The organism is Streptomyces sp. NPDC048825 (assembly GCF_043198355.1).
GTDB lineage: Bacteria > Actinomycetota > Actinomycetes > Streptomycetales > Streptomycetaceae > Streptomyces > Streptomyces xiangluensis.
The window spans coordinates 48,221-73,925 of sequence record NZ_JBICUR010000021.1 but is presented as its reverse complement, the minus strand read 5'-3'; the positions used below and the strand labels follow the sequence as shown (position 1 = coordinate 73,925).

Sequence of the window (25,705 nt, the reverse complement as noted above, 5' to 3'; positions counted from 1 at the left end):
CTTGGTCACGCTCTGGCGGAGTACATCCGCGCGAGCGCCCCCCGGTGCGTGACACGATGGACAACATGCCTCAGCTGCCCGGCAGTTGGGGTGACTGTCACAGGGGACCAGGAGGGAGATCTGGTGAACGGCCTCAACAAGGGCATCAGCAAGGTCGAGGTCGCGGTGAAGTGGGACCCGAGTCCCGCCGGTGAGTCGCCCACCGATCTCGACCTCGTCGCCGCGACCTACTTGGCGACGAACACACACGAAAACCCCGACTACGTAGTGCACTTCGACAGCCGATCCCCGGACGGCACCATCACCCTCAACCGGGACAGCAAGGACGGCAAGGGCTTCGGCTGGGACGAGGTGATGACCCTGGAGCTCACCCGTCTCGACAAGCGGTACGCGCGCGTTGTCGTCGGCGTCTGCATCCAGCAGCGCTTTGGACCAAAGACCTTCGTCGGGGTGCACCACCCCTCGCTGCGCATCAGCGAGGGCTACACCGTCCTGGCCGAGGACGACTTCGGCGGCGTACTGGGAGCGACGTCCGCGACAGTCGCCGAGTTCCTGCGCGACGACTCCGGAGAGTGGTCTTTCCGCTCCGGCGTCCGAGGCTTCGACGGAGACCCGGCATCCTTCGCCAGGACCATGGGCAGCCGCCACGCATCCTGACCGGCTCAAGCCGAAGGGGCGGTACGGCCTGGCCGTACCGCCCCTCACGGTCTTGGATCAGCTGCAGCCGCTGGTGGAGCCGCAGCCCTCGCAGATGTAGCAGGAACCGGCCCGCTGCATCTTCGTACCGCAGGAGAAGCACAGGGGGGCGTCCGCCTGGATGCCCAGCTGCATCTCCACCAGCTCGGCGCTGGTGTGCGCCTGCTCCGGGGCGGGCTTGGCCGCCTCGACCACGGCCTTCGGGGATGCGACGGCCTTCAGTTCCTGCGCGCGGGGCGCGGACTGGGCGAGACCCTCGACGTCGAGCTCCTCGTCGGTCGGCTCGTACGAACCCGTCTCGAGGTGACGCTGGCGCTCCTCGGCGGAGTGGATACCGAGCGCGGAACGCGTCTCGAAGGGCAGGAAGTCGAGCGCCAGGCGGCGGAAGATGTAATCGACGATCGACTGCGCCATCCGCACGTCCGGGTCGTCCGTCATACCGGCCGGCTCGAAACGCATGTTGGTGAACTTCGAAACGTACGTCTCCAGGGGTACGCCGTACTGCAGGCCCACGGAGACGGCGATCGAAAAGGCGTCCATCATGCCCGCGAGGGTGGAACCCTGCTTCGACATCTTCAGGAAGACCTCGCCGAGACCGTCGTCCGGGTAGGAGTTGGCCGTCATGTAGCCCTCGGCACCGCCCACCGTGAAGGAGGTGGTGATGCCGGGACGCCCCTTGGGGAGGCGCTTGCGCACCGGGCGGTACTCGACGACCTTCTCCACCGTCTCGCGGATGGTCTCCTCCGCCCGCTCGGCGGCCGCGGTGGCTTCAGGGCTCTGGTTGCCCTTGTTCTTGGCGGAAAGGGGCTGGCCGACCTTGCAGTTGTCGCGGTAGATCGCGAGCGCCTTGACGCCCATCTTCCACGCCTCGAAGTAGACCTCCTCGACGTCCTCGACGGTCGCCGACTCCGGCAGGTTGACCGTCTTGGAGAGCGCGCCGGAGATCCAGGGCTGAATCGCGGCCATCATGCGGACGTGGCCCATCGCGGAGATGGAACGCTCGCCCATGGCGCAGTCGAAGACCTCGTAGTGCTCGTGCCTGAGTCCGGGGGCGTCGACCACATTGCCGTGCTCGGCGATGTGATCGACGATCGCCTCGATCTGCTCCTCCTGGTAGCCCAGGCGGCGCAGGGCCTGCGGCACGGTGCCGTTGACGATCTGCATCGAGCCGCCGCCGACCAGCTTCTTGAACTTGACCAGCGCGAGGTCGGGCTCGAGGCCGGTGGTGTCACAGGACATCGCCAGACCGATGGTGCCGGTCGGGGCGATGACGGACGCCTGGGAGTTGCGGAAGCCGTTCTTCGCACCGAGACGGACCACGTCCTGCCAGGCCTCCGTGGCGGCGGCCCAGATCGGAGTGTCCAGGTCGTCCATGCGGACAGCCACGGCGTTGGCGTCGGCGTGCTGCTTCATGACGCGCTGGTGCGGCTGCGCGTTGCGGGCGTAGCCGTCGTACGGGCCGACGACCGCGGCGAGTTCCGCGGAGCGCTTGTACGACGTGCCCGTCATCAGGGAGGTGATGGCGCCGGCGAGGGCACGGCCACCGTCGGAGTCGTACGCGTGGCCCGTGGCCATCAGGAGGGCGCCGAGGTTGGCGTATCCGATGCCCAGCTGACGGTAGGCGCGAGTGTTCTCGGCGATCTTCTGGGTCGGGAAGTCCGCGAAGCAGATGGAGATGTCCATCGCCGTGATGACGAGCTCGACGACCTTCGAGAAGCGCTCGACGTCGAAGGCCTGGTTGCCCAAGCCGTCGTCCTTCAGGAACTTCATCAGGTTCAGCGAGGCGAGGTTGCAGGACGTGTTGTCCAGGTGCATGTACTCACTGCAGGGATTCGAGCCGTTGATACGGCCGGACTCCGGGCAGGTATGCCAGTGGTTGATGGTGTCGTCGTACTGGATGCCCGGGTCGGCGCAGGCCCAGGCGGCCTCGGCCATCTTGCGGAAGAGCTCCTTGGCGTCGACCTCCTCGATGACCTCGCCGGTCATCCGCGCACGCAGGCCGAACTTCTCGCCGTTCTCGACCGCCTTCATGAACGCGTCGTTCACGCGGACCGAGTTGTTGGCGTTCTGGTACTGGACGGACGTGATGTCGTCGCCGCCCAGGTCCATGTCGAAGCCCGCGTCACGCAGGGCGCGGATCTTCTCTTCTTCCTTGACCTTGGTCTGGATGAAGTCCTCGATGTCGGGGTGGTCGACGTCGAGGATGACCATCTTGGCGGCGCGACGGGTGGCACCACCGGACTTGATCGTTCCAGCCGAGGCGTCGGCACCGCGCATGAAGGAGACCGGACCGGAGGCGTTGCCACCGGAGGACAGCAGTTCCTTGGACGAACGGATCCGGGAGAGGTTCAGGCCGGCACCGGAGCCGCCCTTGAAGATCATGCCCTCTTCCTTGTACCAGTCGAGGATCGAGTCCATGGAGTCGTCGACGGCCAGGATGAAGCAGGCGGAGACCTGCTGGGGCTGCGGTGTTCCGACGTTGAACCACACCGGCGAGTTGAAGCTGAAGATCTGGTGCAGGAGGGCGTACGCCAGCTCGTGCTCGAAGATCTCGGCATCGGCGGGCGAGGCGAAGTACTTGTAGTCCTCACCGGCCTTCCGATAGGTCTTCACGATGCGGTCGATGAGCTGCTTGAGGCTCACCTCGCGCTGCGGGGTGCCCACAGCACCGCGGAAGTACTTGCTGGTGACGATATTGACCGCGTTCACCGACCAGAACTCGGGGAACTCGACGCCACGTTGCTCGAAGTTGACCGAGCCGTCGCGCCAGTTGGTCATGACGACGTCACGACGCGCCCACTCGACCTCGTCGTACGGATGCACGCCCGGGGTGGTGTGGATGCGCTCGATCCGCAGCCCCTTGTTCGCCTTGATGCCCTTGGCTCGGGAACTCCGTGCCGGACCGCTCGCCGTCTCTGTCATGCCGCCTCCCTGTATCGGGCCAAAACGCCCTGAAGTGCCTCGTTCTTCCCGGGGCACATATGTGTCTGATGTCGCGCGCAGCGCATGCGCCACCGCTCGCAACAGGTCTGTGAATCGCCGCCGACCGGCCGACGCGGTTCGGCCCGCTCGTCAGTCGCCGGCGCCTGCGGGCACGGGGGCTTCGGCAGTCCCTCCGGACCCGCGATCGCTTCCCTGGCGCCCCTCACCCGCGTCATCGTCGTCCGCGGCGGGGCGCTGCGTCTGTTCCCTGAGTTCCGCGATGGCGGCCTCGAAGTCCTCCGGCGAGTCGAACGCCCGGTAGACGGACGCGAACCGCAGATAGGCGACGAGGTCCAGCTCCTGCAGCGGGCCGAGAATGGCCAGCCCCACGTCATGGGTGGTCAGTTCGGCGCTTCCGGTGGCCCGCACCGCCTCCTCGACCCGCTGGCCGAGCTGAGCGAGTGCGTCCTCCGTGACAGGCCGCCCCTGGCACGCCTTGCGCACGCCATTGATGACCTTGGTACGGCTGAAGGGTTCGGTGACTCCGGACCGCTTGACCACCATCAGCGAGCACGTCTCCACCGTCGTGAACCGACGGGAGCAGTGAGGACACTGGCGGCGCCTGCGGATCGACGTACCGTCGTCGGTCGTACGGCTGTCGACGACGCGGCTGTCGGGGTGCCTGCAGAAGGGGCAGTGCATCGAACTCCATCCCTCCTTCACAGCACGACTCAATAGCCTCGACAAGCCACTTGGGCCCCTCGAAGCAGTCCCCAGCATAGGCGATGATCAGACCCCGAAGGAGCCGGGGGACCACAACTTCTGGGCTGCTGCTGCCATCCAACCACTAGATCTGGGGTTTGGCCGTAAATTTTCCCAGGCTCGCGCGTGTCGCTCCCCGCGAGCACGCAGGCCGCACCGATCCCGACATGTGCCGCACGCCCATACCGGCGCCGGGGCCTGCGGGGATAACGTGGGCGCCACAGGCAGGGGCCGGTATCCGGTTGACGGGATACCGGATGGCAGACTGGGCGCCGACCCACGAGGTCGTCGTCCCGGCGGCGAAGAGTACAGCAATCAGCCGTTTTGTCCGCCAGGTGCAGCGTTGGCCATACACCCAAGCACATGATCACGCCAGGTGATTCGTAATCTTTCACTCGAACGTGTGTTTGGCGCAACCTTTCGAAAGCAACTACCGTTGTCCAGCAGGGAGACGAACGAGAGGGGCCGACCGTGACCACCACCGCAGACAGTGCCACCATCACCGCCCAGGACCGCTCCCAGGGCCGACTCGAGCCGGTGCATGCCATGAATGAAGCGTTGAATCAGGAGGGGCCCAAGCCCACACGCTCCCTGCCGGGCCGACCTCCGGGAATCCGGGCGGACAGTTCCGGACTCACCGACCGGCAGCGCCGGGTGATCGAGGTCATCAGGGACTCCGTGCAGCGGCGCGGGTACCCGCCGTCGATGCGGGAGATCGGGCAGGCCGTGGGCCTCTCCAGCACCTCCTCGGTCGCACACCAGCTGATGGCACTCGAACGCAAGGGCTTCCTGCGGCGCGACCCGCACCGACCCCGCGCCTACGAGGTCCGGGGATCCGACCAGTCCACGGTCCAGCCCACCGACACGGCGGGCAAGCCGGCAGCGTCGTATGTCCCGCTGGTCGGCCGGATCGCCGCCGGTGGCCCGATCCTCGCCGAGGAGTCGGTCGAGGACGTGTTCCCACTGCCCCGACAGCTGGTCGGGGACGGCGAACTGTTCGTCCTGAAGGTCGTCGGTGACTCGATGATCGAGGCCGCGATCTGCGACGGGGACTGGGTGACGGTCCGCCGCCAGCCGGTCGCCGAGAATGGCGACATCGTCGCCGCGATGCTGGACGGCGAGGCCACCGTCAAGCGCTTCAAGCGCGAAAACGGCCATGTGTGGCTGCTGCCTCACAACTCCGCGTACCAGCCGATTCCCGGCGACGAGGCGACCATCCTCGGCAAGGTCGTGGCGGTGCTGCGGCGGGTGTGAGCACAGCCGCGGGCGGCACACCTCCGCCCCCCTGATCCGAGCCCCGGAACCACCTGCGCCGGTTCCGGGGCTCGCGTTTGCGCCCGAACCGGTGCGCGCGGGGAGCTCTACTACTCCCCCGTCTCCTCCGCCGCCTCGGCCTTCTTCGCCGCGGTGTCGATCGCGGCCAGCGACCGTCGTACCTGGTTACGGTCCGTCGTGTACCAGAAGTCGGGCAGTGACGCCTTCAGATAGCTGCCGTAACGGGCCGTGGCCAGACGCTGGTCCAGTACGGCTACGACGCCGCGATCCCCCATCGCTCGTACGAGGCGGCCGGCGCCCTGAGCCATGAGCAGCGCCGCGTGCGTGGCGGCGACGGCCATGAAGCCGTTGCCCCCGGCGTCCTCGACGGCCTTCTGGCGGGCGCTCATCAGCGGGTCGTCCGGGCGCGGGAAGGGGATCTTGTCCATGACGACCAACTGGCAGCTGGCGCCGGGGACATCGACGCCCTGCCAGAGCGAGAGGGTGCCGAAGAGGCAGGTCTTCGGGTCGGCCGCGAAGTTCTTGATCAGCTCGCCCAGGGTCTCCTCGCCCTGGAGGAGGATCGGGAACTCGGGGATGCGGGAGCGCAGTTCCTCTGCCGCCAGCTGCGCGGCCCGCATCGACGAGAAGAGCCCGAGCGTCCGGCCGCCCGCCGCCTGGATCAGCTCCGTCAGCTCGTTCAGCATGTCCGTGCGGTCGCCATCACGCGCGGGACGCGACAGATGCTTGGCGACGTACAGAATGCCCTGCTTCGGATAGTCGAAGGGTGAGCCGACGTCGACGCCCGTCCACGGCGGGAGGTCCTCGCCCTCCGTGCCCTCGGGAGCCAGACCCAACGACGCCCCGACTCCGTTGAAGTCGCCGCCGAGCTTCAGTGTCGCGGAAGTGAGAACCACGGAACGGTCCGCGAAGAGCTTCTCCCTGAGCAGACCCGACACGGACATCGGCGCGACGCGCAGGGAGGCGCCGCTGTGTCGATATGCGGCTCCGCCGCGGGGCTCATGGCGTTCGTACCAGACGACGTCCCACTCGGAGCCGTTCGTGATCCGCTCGGCCACATCGTGGATCGACTCCACGGAGGCCAGTGCCTGTTTGCGTACCGCGTCCTCGTCACCGACGGACTTGTCGCGTGTCGTCCCCATCGCCGAGATCACCGTACGGGCGGCGTCGCGCAGTGCCATCAGCGCGTACCCGAGGTCCTCCGGGATCTCCTCCAGGCGGCCCGGCAGGGCCAGCTCCATCAGGCGCTCAAAGCCTTCCGCGGCCGTCTGGAGTTGGTCGGCGGCCTTTTCGTTGACGAGCTTCGCGGCACGGCGCACAGCGCGGTTGACCTGGCCGGGGGTGAGCTCTCCGGTCGCGACTCCGGTGACGCGCGAGACCAGCTCATGGGCCTCGTCGACGATCAGCACCTCATGCTGCGGCAGGACCGGGGCACCCTCGATGGCGTCGATCGCAAGGAGCGCATGGTTGGTGACCACGACCTCGGCGAGCTTGGCGCGCTCTCGGGCCATCTCGGCGAAGCACTCGGCGCCGTACGCGCACTTCGAGGCACCCAGGCATTCCCGGGACGACACAGAGATCTGCGACCAGGCTCGGTCGGAGACTCCGGGGCCAAGGTCGTCGCGGTCGCCGGTCTCGGTGTCGTCCGCCCAGTCCCGCAGCCGCAACAGGTCCTGGCCCAGCTTGCTGGTGGGCGCGGCAGCCTCGAACTGGTCGAAGAGTCCCTCGTCCTCGTCCTGCGGCATGCCCTCACGGAGACGGTGCAGGCACAGGTAGTTCGACCGGCCCTTGAGCATCGCGAACTCGGGACGGCGGCGCAGCAGCGGATGCAGAGCGTCGACCGTGCGCGGAAGGTCCCGCTCCACGAGCTGCCGCTGGAGCGCCAGGGTGGCCGTCGCCACGACGACCCGCTCGCCGTGCGCGAGCGCGGGTACGAGATAGCCCAGCGACTTTCCGGTACCGGTGCCGGCCTGGACCAGCAGATGGGAGCCGGCGTCGATGGCCTCCGCGACGGCTTCGGCCATGGTCACCTGGCCAGGGCGCTCCGTACCGCCGACGGCTGTGACGGCGGCATGCAGGAGTTCGGGGAGTGAGTGCTCTGTCATAGCGCGTCCACCCTACGGCGCCGCACTGACACCCGGGCGATCAACGCCTGGGTCATGGGCGCGAGCCAGCGGCCGAGAACCGGATCGGGTTCGACTGGGAACCGGATCGGGCCGAGCGGTGTACCAAAAGTGATGGCGCTACAACACATCGCGCAGGGCCCGGTCTCTGACCATGAGGGCGGCCCGTTTGTCGGGCAGGTCGACCTCGGCGGAGAACCGGAAGCCGGCGCTCAGGAAGGCGGCCACGGAGGGGGTGTTGCGAAGATCGGGTTCCGCGACGACGCGTGTGCACGAGGGGCGCCGGTCGAGTACGAGGTCGGAGACGGCTCTGAGCAGTGCTGAGCCGAGTCCCCGCCCTCGGTTGGCGACGGGACCGATGAGGAGGTGGATTCCGGTGTCATGGAGACGAGCGGGATAGTGGCGGGCCAGTGGGTCGAGGTCCGCGCGGTAGATCTCCCAGTAGCTCATCGGCGTGCCGTCCAGTACGCCGAGACAGGGAACGCTGCGGCCGTCCCCGTCGAGCTGCGCGCGCAGGTGATCCTCGGCGACCGTCTCGGGTCCGGCCAGCTCCCAGAATGCCGCGACGGCGGGGTCGTTCATCCAGCGGCTGATGAGCGTCAGGTCACGGTCGATGCGTGCGAGGACGAGGTGGAAGGGGCCGACGGGGCCGGCGACGGGACCCCAGCCGCCGACGCCGTCGAGCAGGTCGTCACCGGTCGGGGTGACGGTCGGCGTGACGGGGCCGGGCTTCGCCGTGCCTTTCCCTCCGCCGTGTTCCGCTGCGCGCTCGGCTCCCCTGGCTGCTTCGGCCTCCTCGGCGAAGAGCGCGACGAGTTCGTCGGGCAGACGCAGGTCCAGTGTGTCCTGGCTGTCCGTGTCAGGGCCCGTGTCGCTGCTGAGGGAGGTGATGGGGGCGGTACCGGCGTCGGTGCTCGCATCGGTGGGAGGCACGGCGACGCTCCTCTCAGGAGATGGGGTGGGTCATGTTCCTCAGGAATGAAGGGGGTTGGCGATGGTGACGTAGACGGACTGGGTGTCGACCGGGCCGATGAGCTCGTCGAGGCCGTGCAGCCGGGTCAGCAGGTTGGCCTTGCAGCGCAGCACGGGTGAGTCGAGCAGACAGGCGGGAAGGGGCGTACGCAGTCGGGCAGGGCCGGAGGCGACGTCGGTGAGGAAGCGGCGGAAGGCGGCGAGCAACAGCCGCTCGTCGGCGAGGCCTTGGGAGCCGAAGGCGCCGATGAGGCCGAGCACGTTGTTGATGGCGAGGTAGTAGGCGAAGCGCTCGTCGGTGACCTCGTCGGTGACGAAGGTGTCGCTGTGCTCGCCGATGCCCGGGAGCCGTTTGTCCAGCTCCGCGCGCCGGGACTCGCGAAAGTAGTAGCCCTGGTTGTCACGGTAGCGGCCGCCCGCCGGCCAGCCCTGCGGGTCCAGCAGGACCAGGGTGTTCTGCTGGTGGGCTTCCAGTGCGATGCCTGCCTCGCTGTCCAGCCAGAGGACGGGGCGGATCACCTGCTCCAGGTAACGGAGGAACCACTCGGTGGCGACAGCGCCGCGCGAGCGTCCGGTGCTCCCGGCGAGGCGGGCGACAATCTCGCTGAGCCGTGACCGCATCGTGGGCCTGCCCTGCCCGGAGCCGGACGGTTCGCCAGATGGGTCCTGAGGTCTGACCGAGACGAGTCCGGCGATGCAGGAGACGGAGTCCGTCTGCGTGAACGGGTTGTGGCGAATCACCACGTCGAGCCCGGGCACGGGATTGCCGTCCGGGGCGTCGACGGCGAGCCAGGCCGGGTCGCGGACGATGTCGAAGCCCGGGTGTGCCGCCTGCCACTGTTCGGCGAGGCCGGTACGCATCAGACGGTGGACCTCGACACCGCGGTGGAGTTCCTTGCGGAGGTTCTCCCGCCGGGAGTTGGTGATGCACAGGCCCAGCGAGAGCTTCAGCATCGCGGGGGCGCCGGAGCGGTAGAGGGTGCGTACGGAGGAGGTGGGATGCCAGGGGACGCCATGGTGACCGAGGTCCTGGAGCAGACCGGCGTCCAGCAGTTTCGCCGTCGCGGAGCGGTGGCGGACCTCGCGGATCTGCCAGGGGTGCATCGGGAGCGCGGCATACCCGTCGGGCAGTAGCAGTCCGGGGCCGGCGAGCCGGGCGGTGAGCTGCTGAGCGGGTACGGGACGGCCTCGCTCGGTCCAGGCCGAGTCGGTGGCGAGTACGGAGGGAGCGACGGCCATCCAGTGCAGGGGGAAAGAGCCGCGTGATTCGGGTGAGTAGAGCAGGGTCTCGGCCTCGGAGAGTCCCTCGCGGCTCTTCGGGGTGGGGTGCAGCGGGTGACCGAGCAGGAGCGACTGTTCGGCGGAGAGGAAGACGTCCGAGCCGTGGGCGGGATGCTCCCTGCGGTCGCTGATGAACACGGTGGTTCGCTGGGCGGAGTCGGCCACGCGGCGCACCAAGTCGCCGCTTTCGCCGGCCCTGGCCTCCGCCCTGCCGTCCGTACCGCCCGCCAGGGTCTCTCGTCCGAGAAGCGCCGCCAGCGTGGCCGCGTCTGTGGGGGGTGCCTGGTGGGGGGCGTCGGAAAGGCGGGGCAGGCCAAGGCGGTGCCAGCCTGTGGGGGACCAGTAGTGCACCGGGACGACCAGGGCAGTGCCGCTGGCGGGGAGTTGGATACGGAGGATGCCGTCTCCGGGAGCAGGGACGTTGTTCTCCCGTACCCAGCAGCGCAGCAGGTTCTCCACGGATGCGGCCTGGCCCGCGGTGTGCGGATCCGGGTGGTCCAGCAGGTCCTGGTCAGCGGCACCGCGCAGCCGTACCGACTCCCTGGGCCCAGGCCCTGCCTGCTGCCGGGGGACGGATTCTGCTCCCGTGCCCGGCTCGAGGGTGCGGGTGTGGCTGTGGGGTGCAGGGATGGCGTTCAAGTGAGTTCCTTGGGAGGTGGTTCAGGGTCGTGCCGCGACGAACTGGGGCTGATCCGGCGTTCGTTGGACCTGGGCGTTTCGTGGGTGCTTCGGGTGGTGTGATTCCGGACTACGAGTGGCGCTGCCGTGGAGGTGGGGTCGCTCGGCGATGCCCTGCGATATCACCGTGCTCCGGCCTTCCGATCCGCTCGGTCCGTTCCGCCCGTCGGACCGACTCGCCAGGCCTGGCACGCCTGCCACGCTCAACCTCCCGCACCCGCAGGCCAGTTGGTGTCGCCACGACCGACGCGACCGCGTCCGAGAGCCGGTCGAGCACCGCGTTCGCCTGCTCGTCGGTGATGGTCAGAGGCGGGAGCAGACGCACCACGCTGGAGTGGCATCCGCCGAGTTCCACGATCAGCCCGCGGCGCAGGCACTCCCGCTGAACCGCGACCGCGAGATCGGGTGCGGCAGGGCGCGGCCCACCGCCGGTTCCCCCGGCGGCTTCGGCTGCGGACTCGGGCGGTTCCACCGGGTCGACGAGTTCGACGCCGATCATCAGGCCTCGTCCGCGTACGTCACCGACACAGGGGAAGTCGGCTGCAAGACCGCGCAGTTGGGCCAGCATGCGGGCCCCCAAACGGGCGGCGCGCTCGGCGAGACGGTTCTCCCGGACGTACGCGAGGGTCGCCGCGCCGGCAGCCATGGCGAGCTGATTGCCGCGGAACGTGCCGGCATGGGCGCCGGGTTCCCACACGTCGAGGTCATCGCGATAGACCACGACCGCCAGCGGCAGGCTGCCGCCGATGGCTTTGGAGAGGACCATCACGTCGGGTGTGATGCCGCTGTGTTCCACCGCCCAGAAGGTGCCGGTCCGGCCGACGCCCGTCTGGACCTCGTCGACGATGAGGGGGATGGAGCGGGCGGACGTGATGTCCCGCATCCGCCGCATCCAGTCGTCGCGCGCCGGAATCACTCCGCCCTCGCCCTGCACCGGTTCCACGATCATCCCGGCGGGTGTGGGCACCCCGGACTTGGGATCGTCGAGGAGGGACTCCGTCCAGCGTGCGGCGAGTTCGGCGCCCCGGTCTCCACCGACGCCGAACGGGCAGCGGTAGTCCTGCGGATAGGGCAGGCGCGCGACGCGTACGTCCGACGCGCCCCCGGATGCTTTGAGCGCCCCCGCGGTCATCCCGTGATAGGCGCCGGAGAAGGCGACGACCCCGGTGCGCCCGGTCGCGGCGCGCGCCAGCTTCAGGGCCGCCTCGACCGCGTCTGTGCCCGCGGGCCCGCAGAACTGCACGCGCGCGTGGTCAGCGAAACCGGACGGCAGCGTACGGAACAGCTCGGTGGTGAACGCGTCCTTGACGGGTGTGGCCAGATCGAGGACGTGCAGCGGCGCCCCCGAGTCGAGGACCTTTCTGATCGCTTCCAGCACAACCGGGTGGTTGTGCCCGAGGGCCAACGTCCCCGCGCCCGAAAGGCAGTCGAGGTAGCGCGACCCGTCGGCTCCCTCGATCGTCAGCCCACGCGCCCGGACGGGCACGATCGGCAAGGCGCGCGCATAAGTGCGCGCCGCGGACTCACGCGCCGACTGCCGTCGCAGAATCCCTTCGTGCCCCAAGGGCGCGACCTCGGCCTCGCGCATCGCGGGCGCCATGTCCGGCGCAGACTCGGTCACGGCCACGCTGTCGGTCCTCCCGCTGTCCAGAGGTGAGTTGCTCGGCCACCCGAGCGGGCGGCAGGGGATGCACGCAGGCGGAACGCCCCCCGTACGTACCAACGACAGGGGCCCCGAGGGGCAACGGCGCGACGAAGATCCTTGTGTGACGGAACTGTTGCCGTTCCATCGGAAGTCCCCCACAGCGACGGCATAGTCTGTGGAGCCGTTCAGCGATCCCCGTTGAACGGCCAAAACGGTCCCGCCCGGGCCAGTCCAGGACGGCTGATCCGTACGAAGCTGCATATGGCAGCCCAGCATTCTCTTTACGCCCAGGGGGAGTTACACCATGCGATCCATACGCCCGCTCTTCGCCGCCCGCCGAGGGAGGAGCACGCGCCGCGGGCCCTCCCCCGTGCTGGCGGCGGTCGGTCTGGCCACCGCACTGGCCCTGACGGCCACCGCCTGTGAATCGGGCGGTGACACGAACGCGGGCGGCGACGCGTCCGCCCCCGCGGCCACTGGCGGCGACGACAAGATCCAGATCCCGGATGACATCCAGGACAGGCTCAAGGAGCACGGGATCGACCTGGACCAGTGGAAGGGCGGCGCCTGGAAGAACTGGGACAAGGACGACTGGCTTCGCGAGGCCGGCGACTTCGTCAACCCGATCATCGAGGACCTGTGGGACCCCGACCGCATGCGCGAGGCCGAGGACCCGGACCAGGGCAAGGGCGTCGACGACAACGATCTGTCGGGTGACCAGGGCGTCACCGACCCGGAGCCGGCGCCCGTGGAGGCGCAGCCCGTGCAGGCGGCTTACCACGACAACGCCGCCGAGGCGGGCAAGGTGTTCTTCGACTCCCCGGAGGGCACGATGGTCTGCTCGGCGACCGTCGTCGAGGACCCGGCCAACCCGGGCAAGTCCAACCTCGTATGGACCGCGGGCCACTGCGTGCACGCAGGCAAGTCCGGCGGCTGGTACCGCAACATCGCCTTCGTGCCCTCGTACAACAACGACGCCAAGTCGGCGGCGGAGCTCACGAACGCCACCAAGGAGGAGGTCGCTCCGTACGGCGTCTGGTGGGGTGACTGGGCACAGACCTCGGACCAGTGGATCGAGCAGGGCGGCGCGACGGGCGGCCAGGGTGCCTCGTACGACTTCGCCGTCATTCATGTGACGCCGGAGGAGGGCAGTGGCGGCAAGTCCCTGGAGGAGACGGTCGGTTCGGCCCTTCCGGTGGACTTCGACGCTCCTGCCGTGTCCGAGGTCGGCAGCATCACGGCGACGGGTTACCCGGCCGCGAAGCCGTTCGACGGCGAGACGATGCACCAGTGCAAGGATGAGCCGGGGCGGCTCTCACTCGCCAAGTCCGAGCCGACGATGTACCGCATCGGCTGCACGATGACCGGCGGTTCGTCCGGCGGCGGCTGGGTGGCGGCGGGCTCCGACGGCAAGCCCGCGCTGGTGTCCAACACCTCGATCGGCCCGGTGACCGCGGGCTGGCTGGCGGGCCCGCACCTGGGCGAGGAGGCCAAGGGGATCTACGACGCCGTGAGCGAGAAGTTCGCGGGGCAGTGACCGCACGCTGACGTGTGAAGGCCCGCCCCCCTGTGAAAGGGGGGCGGGCCTTCATCATGTGAAGCTCTCCGGTTCAGAGGCGCTTCGTGGTCAGACGGTGGCCGCCGGGACGTACGGTGCCAGCTCAGCCGCCAGTTCCTCGTGCACCCGTACCTTGAGCAGCGTGCCCTCCGGGGTGTGCTCCTCGGAGATCACCTCGCCGTCGGTGTAGGCCCGGGCGACGAGTCGGCCGTGTGTGTACGGCACGAGTGCCTCGATCTCGACCGAGGGGTGCGGGAGTTCGACGTCGATCAGCGCGAGCAGTTCGTCGATGCCCTGGCCCGTACGGGCCGAGACCGCGATGGAGCGCTTCTCGATCCGCAGCAGCCGCTGGAGCACCAGCGGATCAGCCGCGTCCGCCTTGTTGATCACCACGATCTCGGGTACGCCGGTCGCGCCCACGTCGCGGATGACCTCGCGCACGGCGGCCAGCTGCTCCTCCGGCGCCGGGTGGGCGCCGTCGACCACGTGCAGGATCAGATCGGAGTCGCCGACCTCCTCCATCGTGGAGCGGAACGCCTCGACGAGGTGGTGCGGCAGGTGCCGTACAAATCCGACGGTGTCCGCGAGCGTGTAGAGACGCCCGGTGGGCGTCTCGGCGCGGCGCACGGTCGGGTCGAGGGTCGCGAACAGCGCGTTCTCGACCAGGACGCCCGCGCCCGTCAGCCGGTTCAGCAGCGAGGACTTGCCCGCATTGGTGTAGCCGGCGATGGCGACCGAGGGCACCTTCTTGCGACGGCGCTCCCGGCGCTGGATCTCACGGCCTGTCTTCAAGGCCGCGATCTCCCGGCGCATCTTCGCCATCTTCTCGCGAATACGGCGCCGGTCCGTCTCGATCTTGGTCTCACCGGGACCACGGGTGGCGAGGCCGCCGCCCTTGCCGCCGCCCATCTGACGGGACAGCGACTGACCCCAGCCTCGCAGCCTCGGCAGCATGTACTGCATCTGCGCGAGCGCGACCTGAGCCTTGCCCTCTCGGGACTTGGCGTGCTGGGCGAAAATGTCGAGGATCAGGGCGGTCCGGTCGATCACCTTGACCTTGACGACGTCTTCGAGATGGATCAGCTGGCCCGGCGAGAGCTCACCGTCGCAGATGACGGTGTCCGCGCCGGTCTCGAGCACGATGTCGCGCAGCTCGTTGGCCTTGCCGGAGCCGATGTATGTGGCCGGGTCTGCCTTGTCGCGGCGCTGGATCACGCCGTCGAGTACCAGGGCGCCGGCCGTCTCCGCGAGGGCGGCCAGCTCCGCGATGGAGTTGTCCGCGTCGGCCGCCGTTCCCGAGGTCCACACTCCGACGAGTACCACTCGCTCAAGACGCAGCTGTCGGTACTCGACCTCGGTGACGTCTTCGAGCTCGGTGGACAGGCCCGCGACACGGCGCAGTGCCGCGCGGTCGGAGCGGTCGAACTGGTCGCCGTCCCACTCGCCGTCGATCGCATGGCTCCAGGCGACGTCCTCTTCCATCAGGGCATCGGCCCGAAGACGATCGGGGTGGTTCTGCACGAGGCTCTGCTTGTCCTGGGAAGGGGAAGAAGAGGAGGTCATTGGGTCCTTACGTCGATGGAGATACCGGAGGGACGACGAGCTGCCGTCCGTTATTGGAGACAACGTCCGGGGTCGCCGGGAGATTCCCGGCCGTGAAGTCCGACCGGCGGATCATGCCGCAGACCCGGGATGCCGCGTCGTCGACCTGATGATGGTTGCACGGCACGCCCCGTCTCGTCATCTGAGTTACCGGGTGCTCTTGGTCTGCGTGGTCGAGGGCTGTCGCGCGTGCTTCGCGCCCTTCTCGGCGGGTGCGACGCTGCGCCACTCCGGGTGCCCCGGCATGGGCGGTGTCTTCTTGCCGTACAGCCAGGCCGTGAAGAACGCGCTCAGATCGCGCCCCGCGACAGCCGAGGCGAGGCCCTCGAAGTCCGCGGTCGTCGCGGTGCCGTCACGGTGGATCTGCACCCAGCGCCGCTCCAGCCGCTCGAAGGCCGGGCGGCCGATCTCCTGACGCAGCGCGTACAGGACCAGGGCGCTGCCGCCGTAGACGTTCGGCCTGAAGATGCTGATCCTCCGGCCGGGCTCGGGGGGCTTAGGTGCCGCCGGCGGGCCTCCGGCGGCCCGCCAGGTGTCGGACGCCCAGTAGGCCTCGCGCATCCGTGTCTCAAGGGGTCTGTCCGCCGTCTCCTCCGCGTACAGGGCCTCGTACCAGGTGGCGTGTCCTTCGCTCAGCCACAGGTCGGACCAGGTGCGCGGGGTGACGCTGTTGCCGAACCACTGGTGCGCCAGCTCATGCACCATGGTCGACTCGACGTACCACTTCGGGAACTCAGGACGGGTGAAGAACTCTCTCTCGAAGAGAGAGAGCGTCTGTGTCTCGAGTGCGAAGCCTGTCCGCGCCTCGGCGATCAGCAGCCCGTACGTCTCGAAGGGGTACCGCCCGACCTTCCTTTCCATCCAGGTGATCTGCTCGGGCGTCTTCTTGAGCCAGGGCTCCAGCTTCTCGCGGTCCTTGGAGGGCACCACATCACGTACAGGGAGAGAGCCCGGCCCGCTCCTGTGCGGCACGGAGGAGCGTCCGATGGACACCTGGGTGAGCTCGGTGGCCATGGGGTGCTCGGTTCGGTACGCCCAGGTGGTGGTCCCCGCGTGGCGGACCGCTTCCAGCGGCAGTCCGTTCGCCACGGCCGTGTATGCGTCGGGCGCGGTGACACGGATGGTGAAGATCGCCTTGTCGGAGGGATGGTCGTTGCCCGGGAAGATCCGGTGCGCGGCGTCGATCTGGTTGGCCATGGCGAGCCCGTCCTCGGTCCGCACCCAGCCGCTCTCCACGTCCTCCCCGGGCGTCGGATCGCTGTCGTGGCCCACCGTGATCCGCATCCGGCTGCCGGGCGCCAGTCGCTCCGCGGGCGTGACCACCAAGTCCTCTCCCGCGCTGCGGAACTCCGCGGGCACGCCGTTGACCTCGACGGATCGCACTGTTCCGTGCGAGTAGTCAAGATTGACCTGCTCCAACCAGTCCGTCGCCCGGGCGTCGATCGTGGTGACGGCCGGCAGCGGCTCGCTGTTGTTCCCGGAATAGGTGAAGGCGAGGTCGTACGCCATGACGTCGTACCCGGGGTTGCCGAGGTGTGGGAAAAGGCGGTCGCCGATGCCGAGCGGTTCCGCCGGCGTGGGGCCGCTCGCGGCGATAAGGCAGAGGGAGGAGGAGGCGAGCAGCGCCCTGCGGAGTGACCTGACGGCCTTCGGGAGCAGAGCCCGGGTCCTGGAGGTGAGCGGCATGAACCACGGCTATCAGCACCCGTCCGGCGTGTGGTGACGACTCGCGCCGCACACACTCGAAGGGGTGCCGATAGCCTGCTGATGGCCTGCTACGGAGTCGTCGCCTGGTGCTGGGCCCGGCCCACGTCGTACACACCCGGCACGTTGCGCATCGCCCGCATCAGCGCGGGCAGGTGTGCGGCGTCCGGGAGTTGGAGCGTGTAGGTGTGGCGTACGCGCTGCTGGCTGGGGGGTTCGACGGTCGCCGAGACGATGGCGACACCCTCCAGGGCGATGGCTTCGGTCAGGTCGGCGAGCAGATGCGGCCGCCCGAAGGACTCGGCGACCAGCGTGACACGGCACTCCGTGGTGTCACCCCAGCGCACGTCGACCTCCCTGCGCCCCGCGTCTTTCATACGCGCCACCACAGCGCACTCGACACGATGAACTGTCACCACTCCCCCGCGTACAGCGAAGCCGGTGACCTCGTCGGGCGGTACGGGCGTACAGCAGCCCGCGAGGCGTACGGTCGCACCGGGCTCGTCGACTACGGCGTTCGCGTCAGATGGCGGCGCGGCAGACCCGTCGACGGTCGGCCTGAGGGGCGCGGCGGAGATCTCCGCTTCCGGGGTGTCGCCGGGCGAGGGGTGCGTGGCGAGCCAGCGCTGGATGGCGATGCGCGCGGCGGGCGTACGCGCGTGCTCAAGCCACTCCCTTGAGGGCTCTGAGGACGCGTCCTGACCCATGAGCAGTTGCACGGTGTCGCCGTCCCGCAGGACCGTACTCAGCGTCGCCAGGCGTCCGTTGACACGCGCGCCCATGCAGGCGTGCGCGTCTTCGCCGTACTGCGCGTACGCGGCGTCCACGCAGCTCGCGCCCGCGGGCAGCCCGATCGTGCCGCCGTCGGGGCGTAATACGGTGATCTCCCGGTCCTGGGCGAGGTCTTCGCGAAGTGTGGACCAGAACGTGTCGGGATCCGGCGCGGCCTCCTGCCAGTCGAGAAGGCGGGAGAGCCAGCCGGGTCGGGTGGGGTCCACGCGCTCGCCGTCACTGTCCAGTTGCTCCTCCGAAGGAGGAGCGTAGGGATTGCCGAGCGCGATGACTCCGGCCTCGGCGACCTTGTGCATCTGGTGCGTACGGATGAGGACTTCGGCGACCTGGCCGGCCATGGGGGTGCCCCCGGGCGAGTCTGTTCGAGCCTGGGGGACGGCGACGGCCGTGTGCAGCGACTGGTACAGGTTGAACTTGGGGACGGCGATGAAGTCCTTGAATTCCGAGACCACCGGCGTGAGACAGGTGTGCAGTTCACCGAGGACTCCGTAGCAGTCGGCGTCCTCGTTCACGAGCACCAGGAGACGTCCGAAGTCGACGCCGCGCAGCCGTCCGCGCTTGCGGGAGGTGCGGTGCAGCGAAACCAAGTGCCGTGGCCGGATGAGCACTTCGGCCTGCAGTCCGGCCTCGCGCAGGACCTTGCGCACCTCTTCCGCGATCTCCGCGAGGGGATCGTCGGCGCGCGCCGCGTTCTCGACGATGAGCTCCCTGGTGCGCTCGTACTCCTCGGGATGCAGGATCGCGAAGACGAGGTCCTCGAGCTCGGTCTTGAGCGCCTGGACCCCGAGCCGTTCGGCGAGCGGGATCAGCACGTCCCTGGTGACCTTGGCGATGCGCGCCTGCTTCTCGGGACGCATGACACCCAGGGTGCGCATGTTGTGCAGCCGGTCGGCGAGTTTGATCGACATCACGCGTACGTCGTTACCCGTGGCGACGAGCATCTTGCGGAACGTCTCCGGCTCGGCGGCCGCTCCGTAGTCGACCTTCTCCAACTTCGTGACGCCGTCGACGAGAAAGCGGACCTCCTCGCCGAACTCCTCCCGTACCTGGTCGAGCGTCACCTCCGTGTCCTCGACGGTGTCGTGGAGCAGAGAAGCCGTCAATGTCGTGGTCTCCGCGCCGAGTTCAGCGAGGATCAAGGTCACGGCGAGCGGGTGTGTGATGTAGGGCTCGCCACTCTTGCGCATCTGGCCGCGGTGCGAGGACTCGGCGAGGACGTACGCCCGGTGCAGTGGCTCCAGGACGGCGTCGGGGTGGTGGGCGCGATGCGCCTCGACCACATGGCTGATCGCGTCGGGGAGCCGGCCGCGGCCCGCGGACCCCAGGAGCGCGGCCCGGCCGAGGCGGCGCAGATCGATGCGTGGGCGGCTCCTCCTGCGATGCGCTTCGGGCGCGATCGGGCCGGGCGTCGCGGGGTTCGTGGCCTCCGCACTCATGGGCACCTCCGGCTGCGTTGACCGACGGACGGGGCACCCCATGGCGTACACGGCTCTGGGGATGGTGTCGTTCCCCCGTCCGGGCCGGTGCTTGATGCTATCGAGCCCAGCACGCTCGGCTGACCGCCTCACGCCGAGCGTGAAACGGATCACCCATTCGAGCGATGGCTCAGGGGTTTACGGTTTCGAGCCACTCGGCGTCGATCTCGCCCTCGGCGACGATCACCGCGGGTCCGGTCATCTCGATCTCGCCGTCGGGCCGCTCGCTGATCACCAGGCGTCCGCCGGGCACGTCGACGGTGTACGTGGCCGGGGTGCCGGTGACGCCGGGATCGGCGCCGTCCCGTCTCGCCGCCGCCACCGCGACGGCACACGCGCCCGTGCCACACGAGCGCGTCTCTCCGGCGCCGCGCTCATGCACGCGCAGGGCGACGTGCTGAGGGCCGCGGTCGACGACGAACTCGACGTTCACCCCGTCCGGGTACGCGGACACCGGGCTGAACGGCGGGGGTGCGAACAGGTTGCCTGCATGGTCGAGGTCGTCGACAAAGGCGACCGCGTGCGGATTGCCCATGTTCACGTTGCGCGCGGGCCAGCTGCGCTCACCCACGCTCACGGTGACGTCCCCTTCGGGGAGGAGCGCCTTGCCCATGCCGACGGTGACGTCGCCCTCCTTGGCGATGTGCGCCCTCTTCACGCCCCCGCGCGTGGCGATCGCGATGTCTCCTTCGGTCACATGTCCGGCGCGCTGGAGGTAGCGCGCGAACACCCGCACTCCGTTGCCGCACATCTCCGCGATCGAACCGTCGCCGTTGCGGTAGTCCATGAACCACTCCGCCTCGGCGGCCATCTCCTTGGCCTCGGGGTGCGCGGCGGACCGTACAACGTGCAGCAGACCGTCCCCGCCGATGCCCGCGCGGCGGTCGCAGAGGGCGGCGACGGCGGCCGGGGGCAGGTCGATGGCGTTCTCGGGGTCGGGGACGATCACGAAGTCGTTCTCGGTCCCGTGCCCCTTGAGGAAGGCGATCCGCGTGCTCATTCCTCGATCGTACGGGGTGGGTGCGAGACCTCGGCCCGGGCTGGGGGACTCCTGATCGGTCTCCGCGACGCCGCGGAAGTCCATCAGGAGCCCTCCAGGCCTCAGCGCAGGCGGGCCACTCGCCACACGGCGAGGACGACGACCAGGGCGACGATCACGGCGTACGCGATCACGACCCGCCAGTCCGGGCGACGGCCGGAGCCGCGCTGCGGCAGGCCGGGCCAGGTGTAGCCGACGCGGCGGGCGGCCATCATGCCCCAGCCCGCGGCGCAGGAGGAGATCAGCAGGCCGAGCATGGCGATCATGGCACCGCTGTCGCCGAAGTCGAACGCCAGCGGGAAGGCGAACATCAGGGAGCCGAGCGCGGCCAGGCCCACGATGGGCGCGAGCTGCCAGATCCGCAGCCGGCGCTGTGGACGCAGCTCAACCTCGACCTCGGGCTCCGCGAACATCTCGTCGGGCCCGGGTCCGTCGGCGGTCACGCCGCCCGGGGTTTCGTCGGGTCCGTCGGGGCTCAGTCGGTCCCCGTCCGGATCCTGCTGATCCCTTACGGTGTCGTGCTCCGTGCCTTGTGCGGTGTCGCGAGGGCCGGCCTCCATCGCCACGCGCCCTCCCAACTCGGACTCCACTTGGTCGATCGAAGCTCGATGATGGCACGGTGTCATAGGCTGGGATGACGGGCGGAGCGTCCCGATGCCATGACGTGATCAGGCTGTAACCGGTCGTTCGACCAATGTCAGGGCGTGCCCCGGAAGTTCCGTGAGATCCGCCGCGGCCCCACTGAGCCAATGCACCCGTGGGTCGCGCCTGAACCAGGAATCCTGACGGCGCGCGAAGCGCTTGGTGGCGCGTACGGTCTCGGCCCGCGCCTCGTCGTCGGTGCACTCCCCGGAGAGAGCCGCCAGAACCTGCTGGTAGCCGAGCGCCCGCGATGCCGTACGCCCCTCACGCAAGCCTCGCGCCTCCAGCGCGCGCACCTCGTCGACGAGCCCTTCGTCCCACATCCGGTCCACCCGGCGGGTGATGCGCTCGTCGAGTTCGGGACGCGCCACATCTACGCCGATCTGCACGGTGTCGTAGATGGAGTCGTGGCCGGGCAGGTTGGCGGTGAAGGGCTTGCCGGTGATCTCGATGACTTCGAGGGCGCGGACGATCCGGCGTCCGTTGCTGGGCAGAATCGCATGGGCCGCCTCGGGATCGGCGGCCGCCAGCCGGGCGTGCAGGGCACCCGAGCCGCGCAGAGTGAGCTCCTCCTCCAGGCGGGCCCGCACTTCGGGGTCGGTACCGGGAAACTCCAGATTGTCGACGGCTCCCCGGACGTACAGGCCGGAGCCGCCCACGAGGATCGGCCAGCGCCCCTCGGCGAGGAGGGCGTCGATACGGGCGCGGGCGAGCCGCTGGTACTCGGCCACGCTCGCGGTCACCGTCACGTCCCAGATGTCCAGGAGGTGGTGCGGGATGCCTCGACGCTCCTCGGGCGTCAGCTTGGCGGTGCCGATGTCCATCCCCCGGTAGAGCTGCATGGAGTCGGCGTTGACGATCTCGCCGCCGAGTTGCTGGGCAAGCTGGACTCCCAGATCGGACTTTCCCGCCGCGGTAGGACCGACGACGGCGATGACCCGCGGGGCGGGGGCTGCACTACTCACCGCAACAGTCTCGCAAACCTCTGGGCCTCTCCTCGAACGAGTTACGTGACGCCACGGGTCTGGGGTCGTTGCCTGTTGCGAGGTTCCAGCCGCCGGTTTTGAGGACCGGCGGACCCGGCGACGCAATGGGACGCACCGGGCGGCATGGAATTTCGCCCACACGAGCAGGGTATGGAGTTGATATGGGCGTTTTTGCACGGCTTCTTCGGAAAGACAAGCCTAAGTCCAGTAGGCCGGAGGAGGCGTCAACCGCTGAGCCGCAGGCCGACACCCTGACGGCCCAACCCGAGGCGAAGGCTGATACGGAAGAAGCGGCGGAGGTAGCTGAGCAGTCGGCCGATACCGAGGACGGGGCCGCGGAGGAGTCGGCGGAGTCCCCGGAGCCCGAGGCTTCGGACGGCGTCGAGATCCCCAAGCAGCAGTCCGCCGAGAAGGCGGCCGACAACGAGGCCGACGAGGGCGCCCGCCAGTAACCGTCCCGCGAGGGAGGTGAACCCTGGGTCTCCTGGAGAGCCTGAAGACCAAGCTCACGCCCGCCAAGGGAAAGGTCTCGCACCTCGCGCAGCAGGGTGCCCTGGACCGGCTTGCGCACAAGGAGACTGACGGGACGGACGGCGGCGTGACGGCTCCTCCACGACGCACCGCCACCGCCCTCGGCATCCTGAAAGACAGCACATCGGCGGACGGCCAGGGAGCCCTTGGGGGTTCCGGGCCGTCCGTCGTGTTGTCGGCTTGTTGGCAGACGCCCAGCAGGCGACACAGACTCAGCGCCGCCGCCCCAGGGCTCAGTGGCCGCTTGTGACTCAGTGCCGGCTCCACTCCACCCCAGTGGCCCTGCGCCTACGCCAGGCCGAGCCGGCCCGCTACGGCGGCGCCCGTCACCTCGCGGCTACGACCAGGCCGCCACCAAGTACCCCACGCCGTAAGGCGCGTCCTCGTACAGCAGGGCGCCGCGGAGCCCCGCGCCGTCGGCCGCGCCCGCGAGCACCTGCCAGGGCACCCGGCCGGAGGCCATCAACTCCCGCGCCAGCGCGGCATCCAGCGCCTCGAGCGCCGCCACGTCCGCCGCCGCCAGCGCCCGCGCGACCTCCGCGTCGAACTCCGCCGCCCGCTCGTCCAGATACCCCGGCGCTTTGAGCGACCGGCACGCGCTGGCGTCGCCCATCACCAGCAGTGCCACCCTCTCGGCCCGCGCGACGATTTCCTTCCCGATCTGAATACACCGCTCGGCCGCGAGAGGTTCCCCCACACCGAGACCTTCCACAGGAGCGTGGGACCAGTCCGTTCGCTGCAGCAGCCAGGCAGCGACGGCGAGCGAGGCCGGAAGCTCACGCTCCGGCGCGGCCGGATCCGGCCTTCCTTCGCCCGGACCAACACCCGGACCAGAACCCAAACGCACCTCGAGGTCCACGCCGAACCCGCGGAACGAACCCCGCGTGCCCTCCTGATACGGCCCTTGCCGACTCTGCTCGGCGGGGCCGACGACCACGAGCCGGTCGGGGCGGGCGGCGGCCAGTACGCCGAGGGCGTCCGCACATGCCACGCGCGCGGTGTCCAACTCGGGCGCCGCGCCCGCGGCGGCCTCGGGTACGAGCAGCGGCGGACAGGGGCAGACAGCGGCGGCGACCAGCATGATCGCCAGCCTACTGCGGCGGTCCCGAGTCGGAGTTCCAGACCGGCTCGGCGGCAGGGAGCACCACTCGTGCGTAGATCCAGCGCCTTGGACGTCCACGCAGTAGGCGTCACCGCCGAGGTGGCGACAGATACGGCTGTGCCGCTCGCGCCGTCCCGATTTGTGGGTGTGGGCAGTCTCCGAGAGCCTGCGCTCGGCGTCCTCGCGGGAGCCGTCGAACTCGGCGATCGTCTCCATCCCCGGCCCCGAATCCACCTTCGTGTACTCCACCGTGATCACCCAGCGCGCCATGGCCCCCCTTCGCGCGTGCGGATCAGTGTGCGGAGCAACCCCCCGTTGGGGCCGGCAGCGGCGCCGGTACGCCCACGGCGGGCAGCCCGAGCATCACTCCCGCGGGCTTCGCGGTCTCGGTCGTGTTGCGCTTCTCCCAGGCGTCCCCCGCGCGCGTGCGGCGCACATCGAGGGCGGCGCCCTCGGCGAGCAGGTGGTGCGGGGCGGCGTAGGTGATCTCCACGGTGACCACGTCACCGGGGCGGACCTCGGCGTCGGGCTTGGTGAAGTGCACCAGGCGGTTGTCAGGGGCGCGGCCGGAGAGGCGGTGCGTGGCGCCGTCCTTGCGGCCCTCGCCCTCGGCGACCATCAACTCCAGGGTGCGACCGACCTGCTTCTTGTTCTCCTCCCAGGAGATCTCCTCCTGGAGGGCGACAAGACGCTCGTACCGCGCCTGCACAACCTTCTTGGGGATCTGGTTCTCCATGGTGGCCGCCGGGGTTCCGGGACGCTTGGAGTACTGGAACGTGAACGCTTGCGCGAAGCGGGCCTCACGGACCACGTGCAGGGTCTGCTCGAAGTCCTCCTCGGTCTCTCCGGGGAAGCCCACGATGATGTCGGTGGTGATCGCGGCGTGCGGGATCGCGGCCCGGACCTTCTCGATGATCCCGAGGTACCGCTCCTGCCGGTACGAGCGGCGCATCGCCTTCAGGACGGGGTCGGAGCCGGACTGAAGCGGCATGTGGAGCTGCGGCATCACATTCGGTGTCTCGGCCATCGCGGCGATCACGTCGTCCGTGAAGTCGCGCGGATGGGGCGAGGTGAAGCGGACGCGCTCCAGGCCCTCGATCTTCCCGCAGGCCCGCAGCAGCTTGCTGAAGGCCTCACGGTCGCCGATGTCGGATCCGTAAGCGTTTACGTTCTGACCGAGCAGCGTGATCTCACTGACGCCTTCGCCGACCAAGGCCTCGATCTCGGCGAGGATGTCGCCGGTCCTGCGGTCCTTCTCCTTGCCGCGCAGCGCCGGGACGATGCAGAACGTACAGGTGTTGTTGCAGCCGACGGAGATGGAGACCCACGCGGCGTACGCGCTCTCGCGGCGGGTCGGCAGCGTCGACGGGAACGCCTCGAGCGACTCGGCGATCTCGACCTGCGCCTCTTCCTGTACGCGGGCGCGCTCCAGGAGGACGGGCAGCTTGCCGATGTTGTGCGTACCGAAGACGACGTCCACCCAGGGCGCCTTCTTCACGATGGTGTCGCGGTCCTTCTGCGCGAGACAGCCGCCGACGGCGATCTGCATCCCTGGCCGCTTCGACTTCATCGGCGCGAGGCGGCCGAGATTGCCGTACAGGCGGTTGTCGGCGTTCTCCCGCACAGCGCACGTGTTGAAGACGACGACATCCGCGTCACCGTCCGCCCCCTCGGGCGCACGTACGTAGCCGGCGTCCTCCAGCAGCCCGGAGAGCCGCTCGGAGTCGTGGACGTTCATCTGGCACCCGTAGGTTCGGACTTCGTAGCTCTTAGATCCTTGAACGTCCACTGCGAGGCTCCGGTCGCTGCTGCTGGTCATTCCTCAAGGGTAGGCGGTTGCTGGAGAACCCTGTCCCGGTGTTTTCCGAGGCGAACGCCTCCCGAAGCCGAAGAGCAGGGCGCCCGGGTGATCGGCTGCTC

General features: G+C 69.2%; 18 protein-coding genes. 4 read left to right on the top strand and 14 right to left on the bottom strand.

Going from position 1 to position 25,705, the window contains the following annotated elements:
- Positions 1–123 precede the first annotated feature (123 nt).
- Positions 124–657: a TerD family protein gene (locus tag ACGFNK_RS37735; protein WP_386344825.1), complete on the top strand. Its 534-nt coding sequence runs from the start codon at positions 124–126 to the stop codon at positions 655–657.
- A 57-nt stretch (positions 658–714) separates the two neighbouring features.
- Here ACGFNK_RS37735 and ACGFNK_RS37730 read toward each other — a convergent pair whose 3' ends face one another.
- Both ACGFNK_RS37730 and nrdR read right to left on the bottom strand, forming a co-directional pair.
- Complete coding sequence (locus tag ACGFNK_RS37730; RefSeq protein WP_393423405.1) at positions 715–3,618, bottom strand: vitamin B12-dependent ribonucleotide reductase; 2,904 nt, start codon at positions 3,616–3,618, stop codon at positions 715–717.
- A 150-nt stretch (positions 3,619–3,768) separates the two neighbouring features.
- Positions 3,769–4,320, bottom strand: coding sequence for a transcriptional regulator NrdR (nrdR, locus tag ACGFNK_RS37725; RefSeq protein ID WP_393423403.1), 552 nt, complete (start codon positions 4,318–4,320; stop codon positions 3,769–3,771).
- Between the two features lie 531 nt (positions 4,321–4,851).
- Here nrdR and lexA point away from each other — a divergent pair.
- Positions 4,852–5,634, top strand: coding sequence for a transcriptional repressor LexA (lexA, locus tag ACGFNK_RS37720; RefSeq protein WP_033318887.1), 783 nt, complete (start codon positions 4,852–4,854; stop codon positions 5,632–5,634).
- Between the two features lie 110 nt (positions 5,635–5,744).
- Here the strand turns inward: lexA and ACGFNK_RS37715 are convergent, their stop codons facing one another.
- From ACGFNK_RS37715 to ACGFNK_RS37700, 4 genes are all read right to left on the bottom strand, one after another.
- Positions 5,745–7,760: an ATP-dependent DNA helicase gene (locus ACGFNK_RS37715; RefSeq protein WP_393423401.1), complete on the bottom strand. Its 2,016-nt coding sequence runs from the start codon at positions 7,758–7,760 to the stop codon at positions 5,745–5,747.
- Positions 7,761–7,898: 138 nt separating this feature from the next.
- A complete protein-coding gene (locus ACGFNK_RS37710) occupies positions 7,899–8,711 on the bottom strand; it encodes a GNAT family N-acetyltransferase (RefSeq protein ID WP_393423399.1) in 813 nt (270 codons plus the stop codon).
- Positions 8,712–8,750: 39 nt separating this feature from the next.
- Positions 8,751–10,670: an IucA/IucC family protein gene (locus ACGFNK_RS37705; RefSeq protein WP_393423397.1), complete on the bottom strand. Its 1,920-nt coding sequence runs from the start codon at positions 10,668–10,670 to the stop codon at positions 8,751–8,753.
- 109 nt (positions 10,671–10,779) lie between these two features.
- On the bottom strand, positions 10,780–12,309 hold the full coding sequence (locus ACGFNK_RS37700) for a diaminobutyrate--2-oxoglutarate transaminase family protein (protein ID WP_393423592.1): 1,530 nt from the start codon (positions 12,307–12,309) through the stop codon (positions 10,780–10,782).
- A 349-nt stretch (positions 12,310–12,658) separates the two neighbouring features.
- Here ACGFNK_RS37700 and ACGFNK_RS37695 point away from each other — a divergent pair, with 349 nt between their 5' ends.
- Positions 12,659–13,891 (top strand): trypsin-like serine peptidase, encoded by a 1,233-nt coding sequence (locus ACGFNK_RS37695; protein ID WP_393423395.1) that lies wholly within the window; start codon positions 12,659–12,661, stop codon positions 13,889–13,891.
- A 90-nt stretch (positions 13,892–13,981) separates the two neighbouring features.
- On the opposite strand, the gene hflX is transcribed toward ACGFNK_RS37695, so the two are convergent.
- From hflX to miaA, 6 genes are all read right to left on the bottom strand, one after another.
- Positions 13,982–15,475, bottom strand: coding sequence for a GTPase HflX (hflX, locus tag ACGFNK_RS37690; protein ID WP_393423393.1), 1,494 nt, complete (start codon positions 15,473–15,475; stop codon positions 13,982–13,984).
- Positions 15,476–15,661: 186 nt separating this feature from the next.
- Positions 15,662–17,200 carry a M1 family metallopeptidase gene (locus ACGFNK_RS37685; RefSeq protein WP_393423391.1) on the bottom strand — a complete coding sequence of 513 codons (1,539 nt, stop codon included), beginning with the start codon at positions 17,198–17,200 and terminating at the stop codon, positions 15,662–15,664.
- A gap of 89 nt (positions 17,201–17,289) precedes the next feature.
- Entirely contained in the window at positions 17,290–19,446 is a 2,157-nt protein-coding gene (locus ACGFNK_RS37680; RefSeq protein ID WP_393423389.1) for a RelA/SpoT family protein, read from the bottom strand.
- Between the two features lie 169 nt (positions 19,447–19,615).
- A complete protein-coding gene (gene dapF / locus ACGFNK_RS37675; RefSeq protein WP_393423387.1) occupies positions 19,616–20,485 on the bottom strand; it encodes a diaminopimelate epimerase in 870 nt (289 codons plus the stop codon).
- A gap of 101 nt (positions 20,486–20,586) precedes the next feature.
- Complete coding sequence (locus tag ACGFNK_RS37670; protein WP_033318902.1) at positions 20,587–21,084, bottom strand: hypothetical protein; 498 nt, start codon at positions 21,082–21,084, stop codon at positions 20,587–20,589.
- A 108-nt stretch (positions 21,085–21,192) separates the two neighbouring features.
- Positions 21,193–22,131 (bottom strand): tRNA (adenosine(37)-N6)-dimethylallyltransferase MiaA, encoded by a 939-nt coding sequence (gene miaA / locus ACGFNK_RS37665; protein ID WP_393423385.1) that lies wholly within the window; start codon positions 22,129–22,131, stop codon positions 21,193–21,195.
- Positions 22,132–22,313: 182 nt separating this feature from the next.
- Between miaA and ACGFNK_RS37660 the strand changes: the two genes are divergently transcribed.
- Complete coding sequence (locus ACGFNK_RS37660; protein WP_393423383.1) at positions 22,314–22,604, top strand: hypothetical protein; 291 nt, start codon at positions 22,314–22,316, stop codon at positions 22,602–22,604.
- A gap of 416 nt (positions 22,605–23,020) precedes the next feature.
- Here the strand turns inward: ACGFNK_RS37660 and ACGFNK_RS37655 are convergent, their stop codons facing one another.
- Together ACGFNK_RS37655 and miaB are read right to left on the bottom strand one after the other, a co-directional pair.
- Positions 23,021–23,764, bottom strand: a complete 744-nt coding sequence (locus ACGFNK_RS37655) for a class III extradiol dioxygenase subunit B-like domain-containing protein (RefSeq protein ID WP_393423590.1) — start codon at positions 23,762–23,764, stop codon at positions 23,021–23,023.
- A gap of 313 nt (positions 23,765–24,077) precedes the next feature.
- The gene (gene miaB / locus ACGFNK_RS37650) at positions 24,078–25,604 is read right to left on the bottom strand and encodes a tRNA (N6-isopentenyl adenosine(37)-C2)-methylthiotransferase MiaB (protein ID WP_393423381.1); all 1,527 of its coding nucleotides are present in this window, start codon (positions 25,602–25,604) and stop codon (positions 24,078–24,080) included.
- Positions 25,605–25,705 lie beyond the last annotated feature (101 nt).

Coding starts and splice junctions, on each gene's coding strand:
- ACGFNK_RS37700 (WP_393423592.1), bottom strand. CDS start 12,309: ATGGCGCCCGCGATGCGCGAGGCCGAGGTCGCGCCCTTGGGGCACGAA.
- ACGFNK_RS37685 (WP_393423391.1), bottom strand. CDS start 17,200: ATGCCGCTCACCTCCAGGACCCGGGCTCTGCTCCCGAAGGCCGTCAGG.
- ACGFNK_RS37730 (WP_393423405.1), bottom strand. CDS start 3,618: ATGACAGAGACGGCGAGCGGTCCGGCACGGAGTTCCCGAGCCAAGGGC.
- ACGFNK_RS37660 (WP_393423383.1), top strand. CDS start 22,314: ATGGGCGTTTTTGCACGGCTTCTTCGGAAAGACAAGCCTAAGTCCAGT.
- dapF (WP_393423387.1), bottom strand. CDS start 20,485: ATGAGCACGCGGATCGCCTTCCTCAAGGGGCACGGGACCGAGAACGAC.
- ACGFNK_RS37655 (WP_393423590.1), bottom strand. CDS start 23,764: ATGCTGGTCGCCGCCGCTGTCTGCCCCTGTCCGCCGCTGCTCGTACCC.
- ACGFNK_RS37670 (WP_033318902.1), bottom strand. CDS start 21,084: ATGGAGGCCGGCCCTCGCGACACCGCACAAGGCACGGAGCACGACACC.
- ACGFNK_RS37680 (WP_393423389.1), bottom strand. CDS start 19,446: ATGAGTGCGGAGGCCACGAACCCCGCGACGCCCGGCCCGATCGCGCCC.
- hflX (WP_393423393.1), bottom strand. CDS start 15,475: ATGACCTCCTCTTCTTCCCCTTCCCAGGACAAGCAGAGCCTCGTGCAG.
- ACGFNK_RS37715 (WP_393423401.1), bottom strand. CDS start 7,760: ATGACAGAGCACTCACTCCCCGAACTCCTGCATGCCGCCGTCACAGCC.
- nrdR (WP_393423403.1), bottom strand. CDS start 4,320: ATGCACTGCCCCTTCTGCAGGCACCCCGACAGCCGCGTCGTCGACAGC.
- miaB (WP_393423381.1), bottom strand. CDS start 25,604: ATGACCAGCAGCAGCGACCGGAGCCTCGCAGTGGACGTTCAAGGATCT.
- ACGFNK_RS37695 (WP_393423395.1), top strand. CDS start 12,659: ATGCGATCCATACGCCCGCTCTTCGCCGCCCGCCGAGGGAGGAGCACG.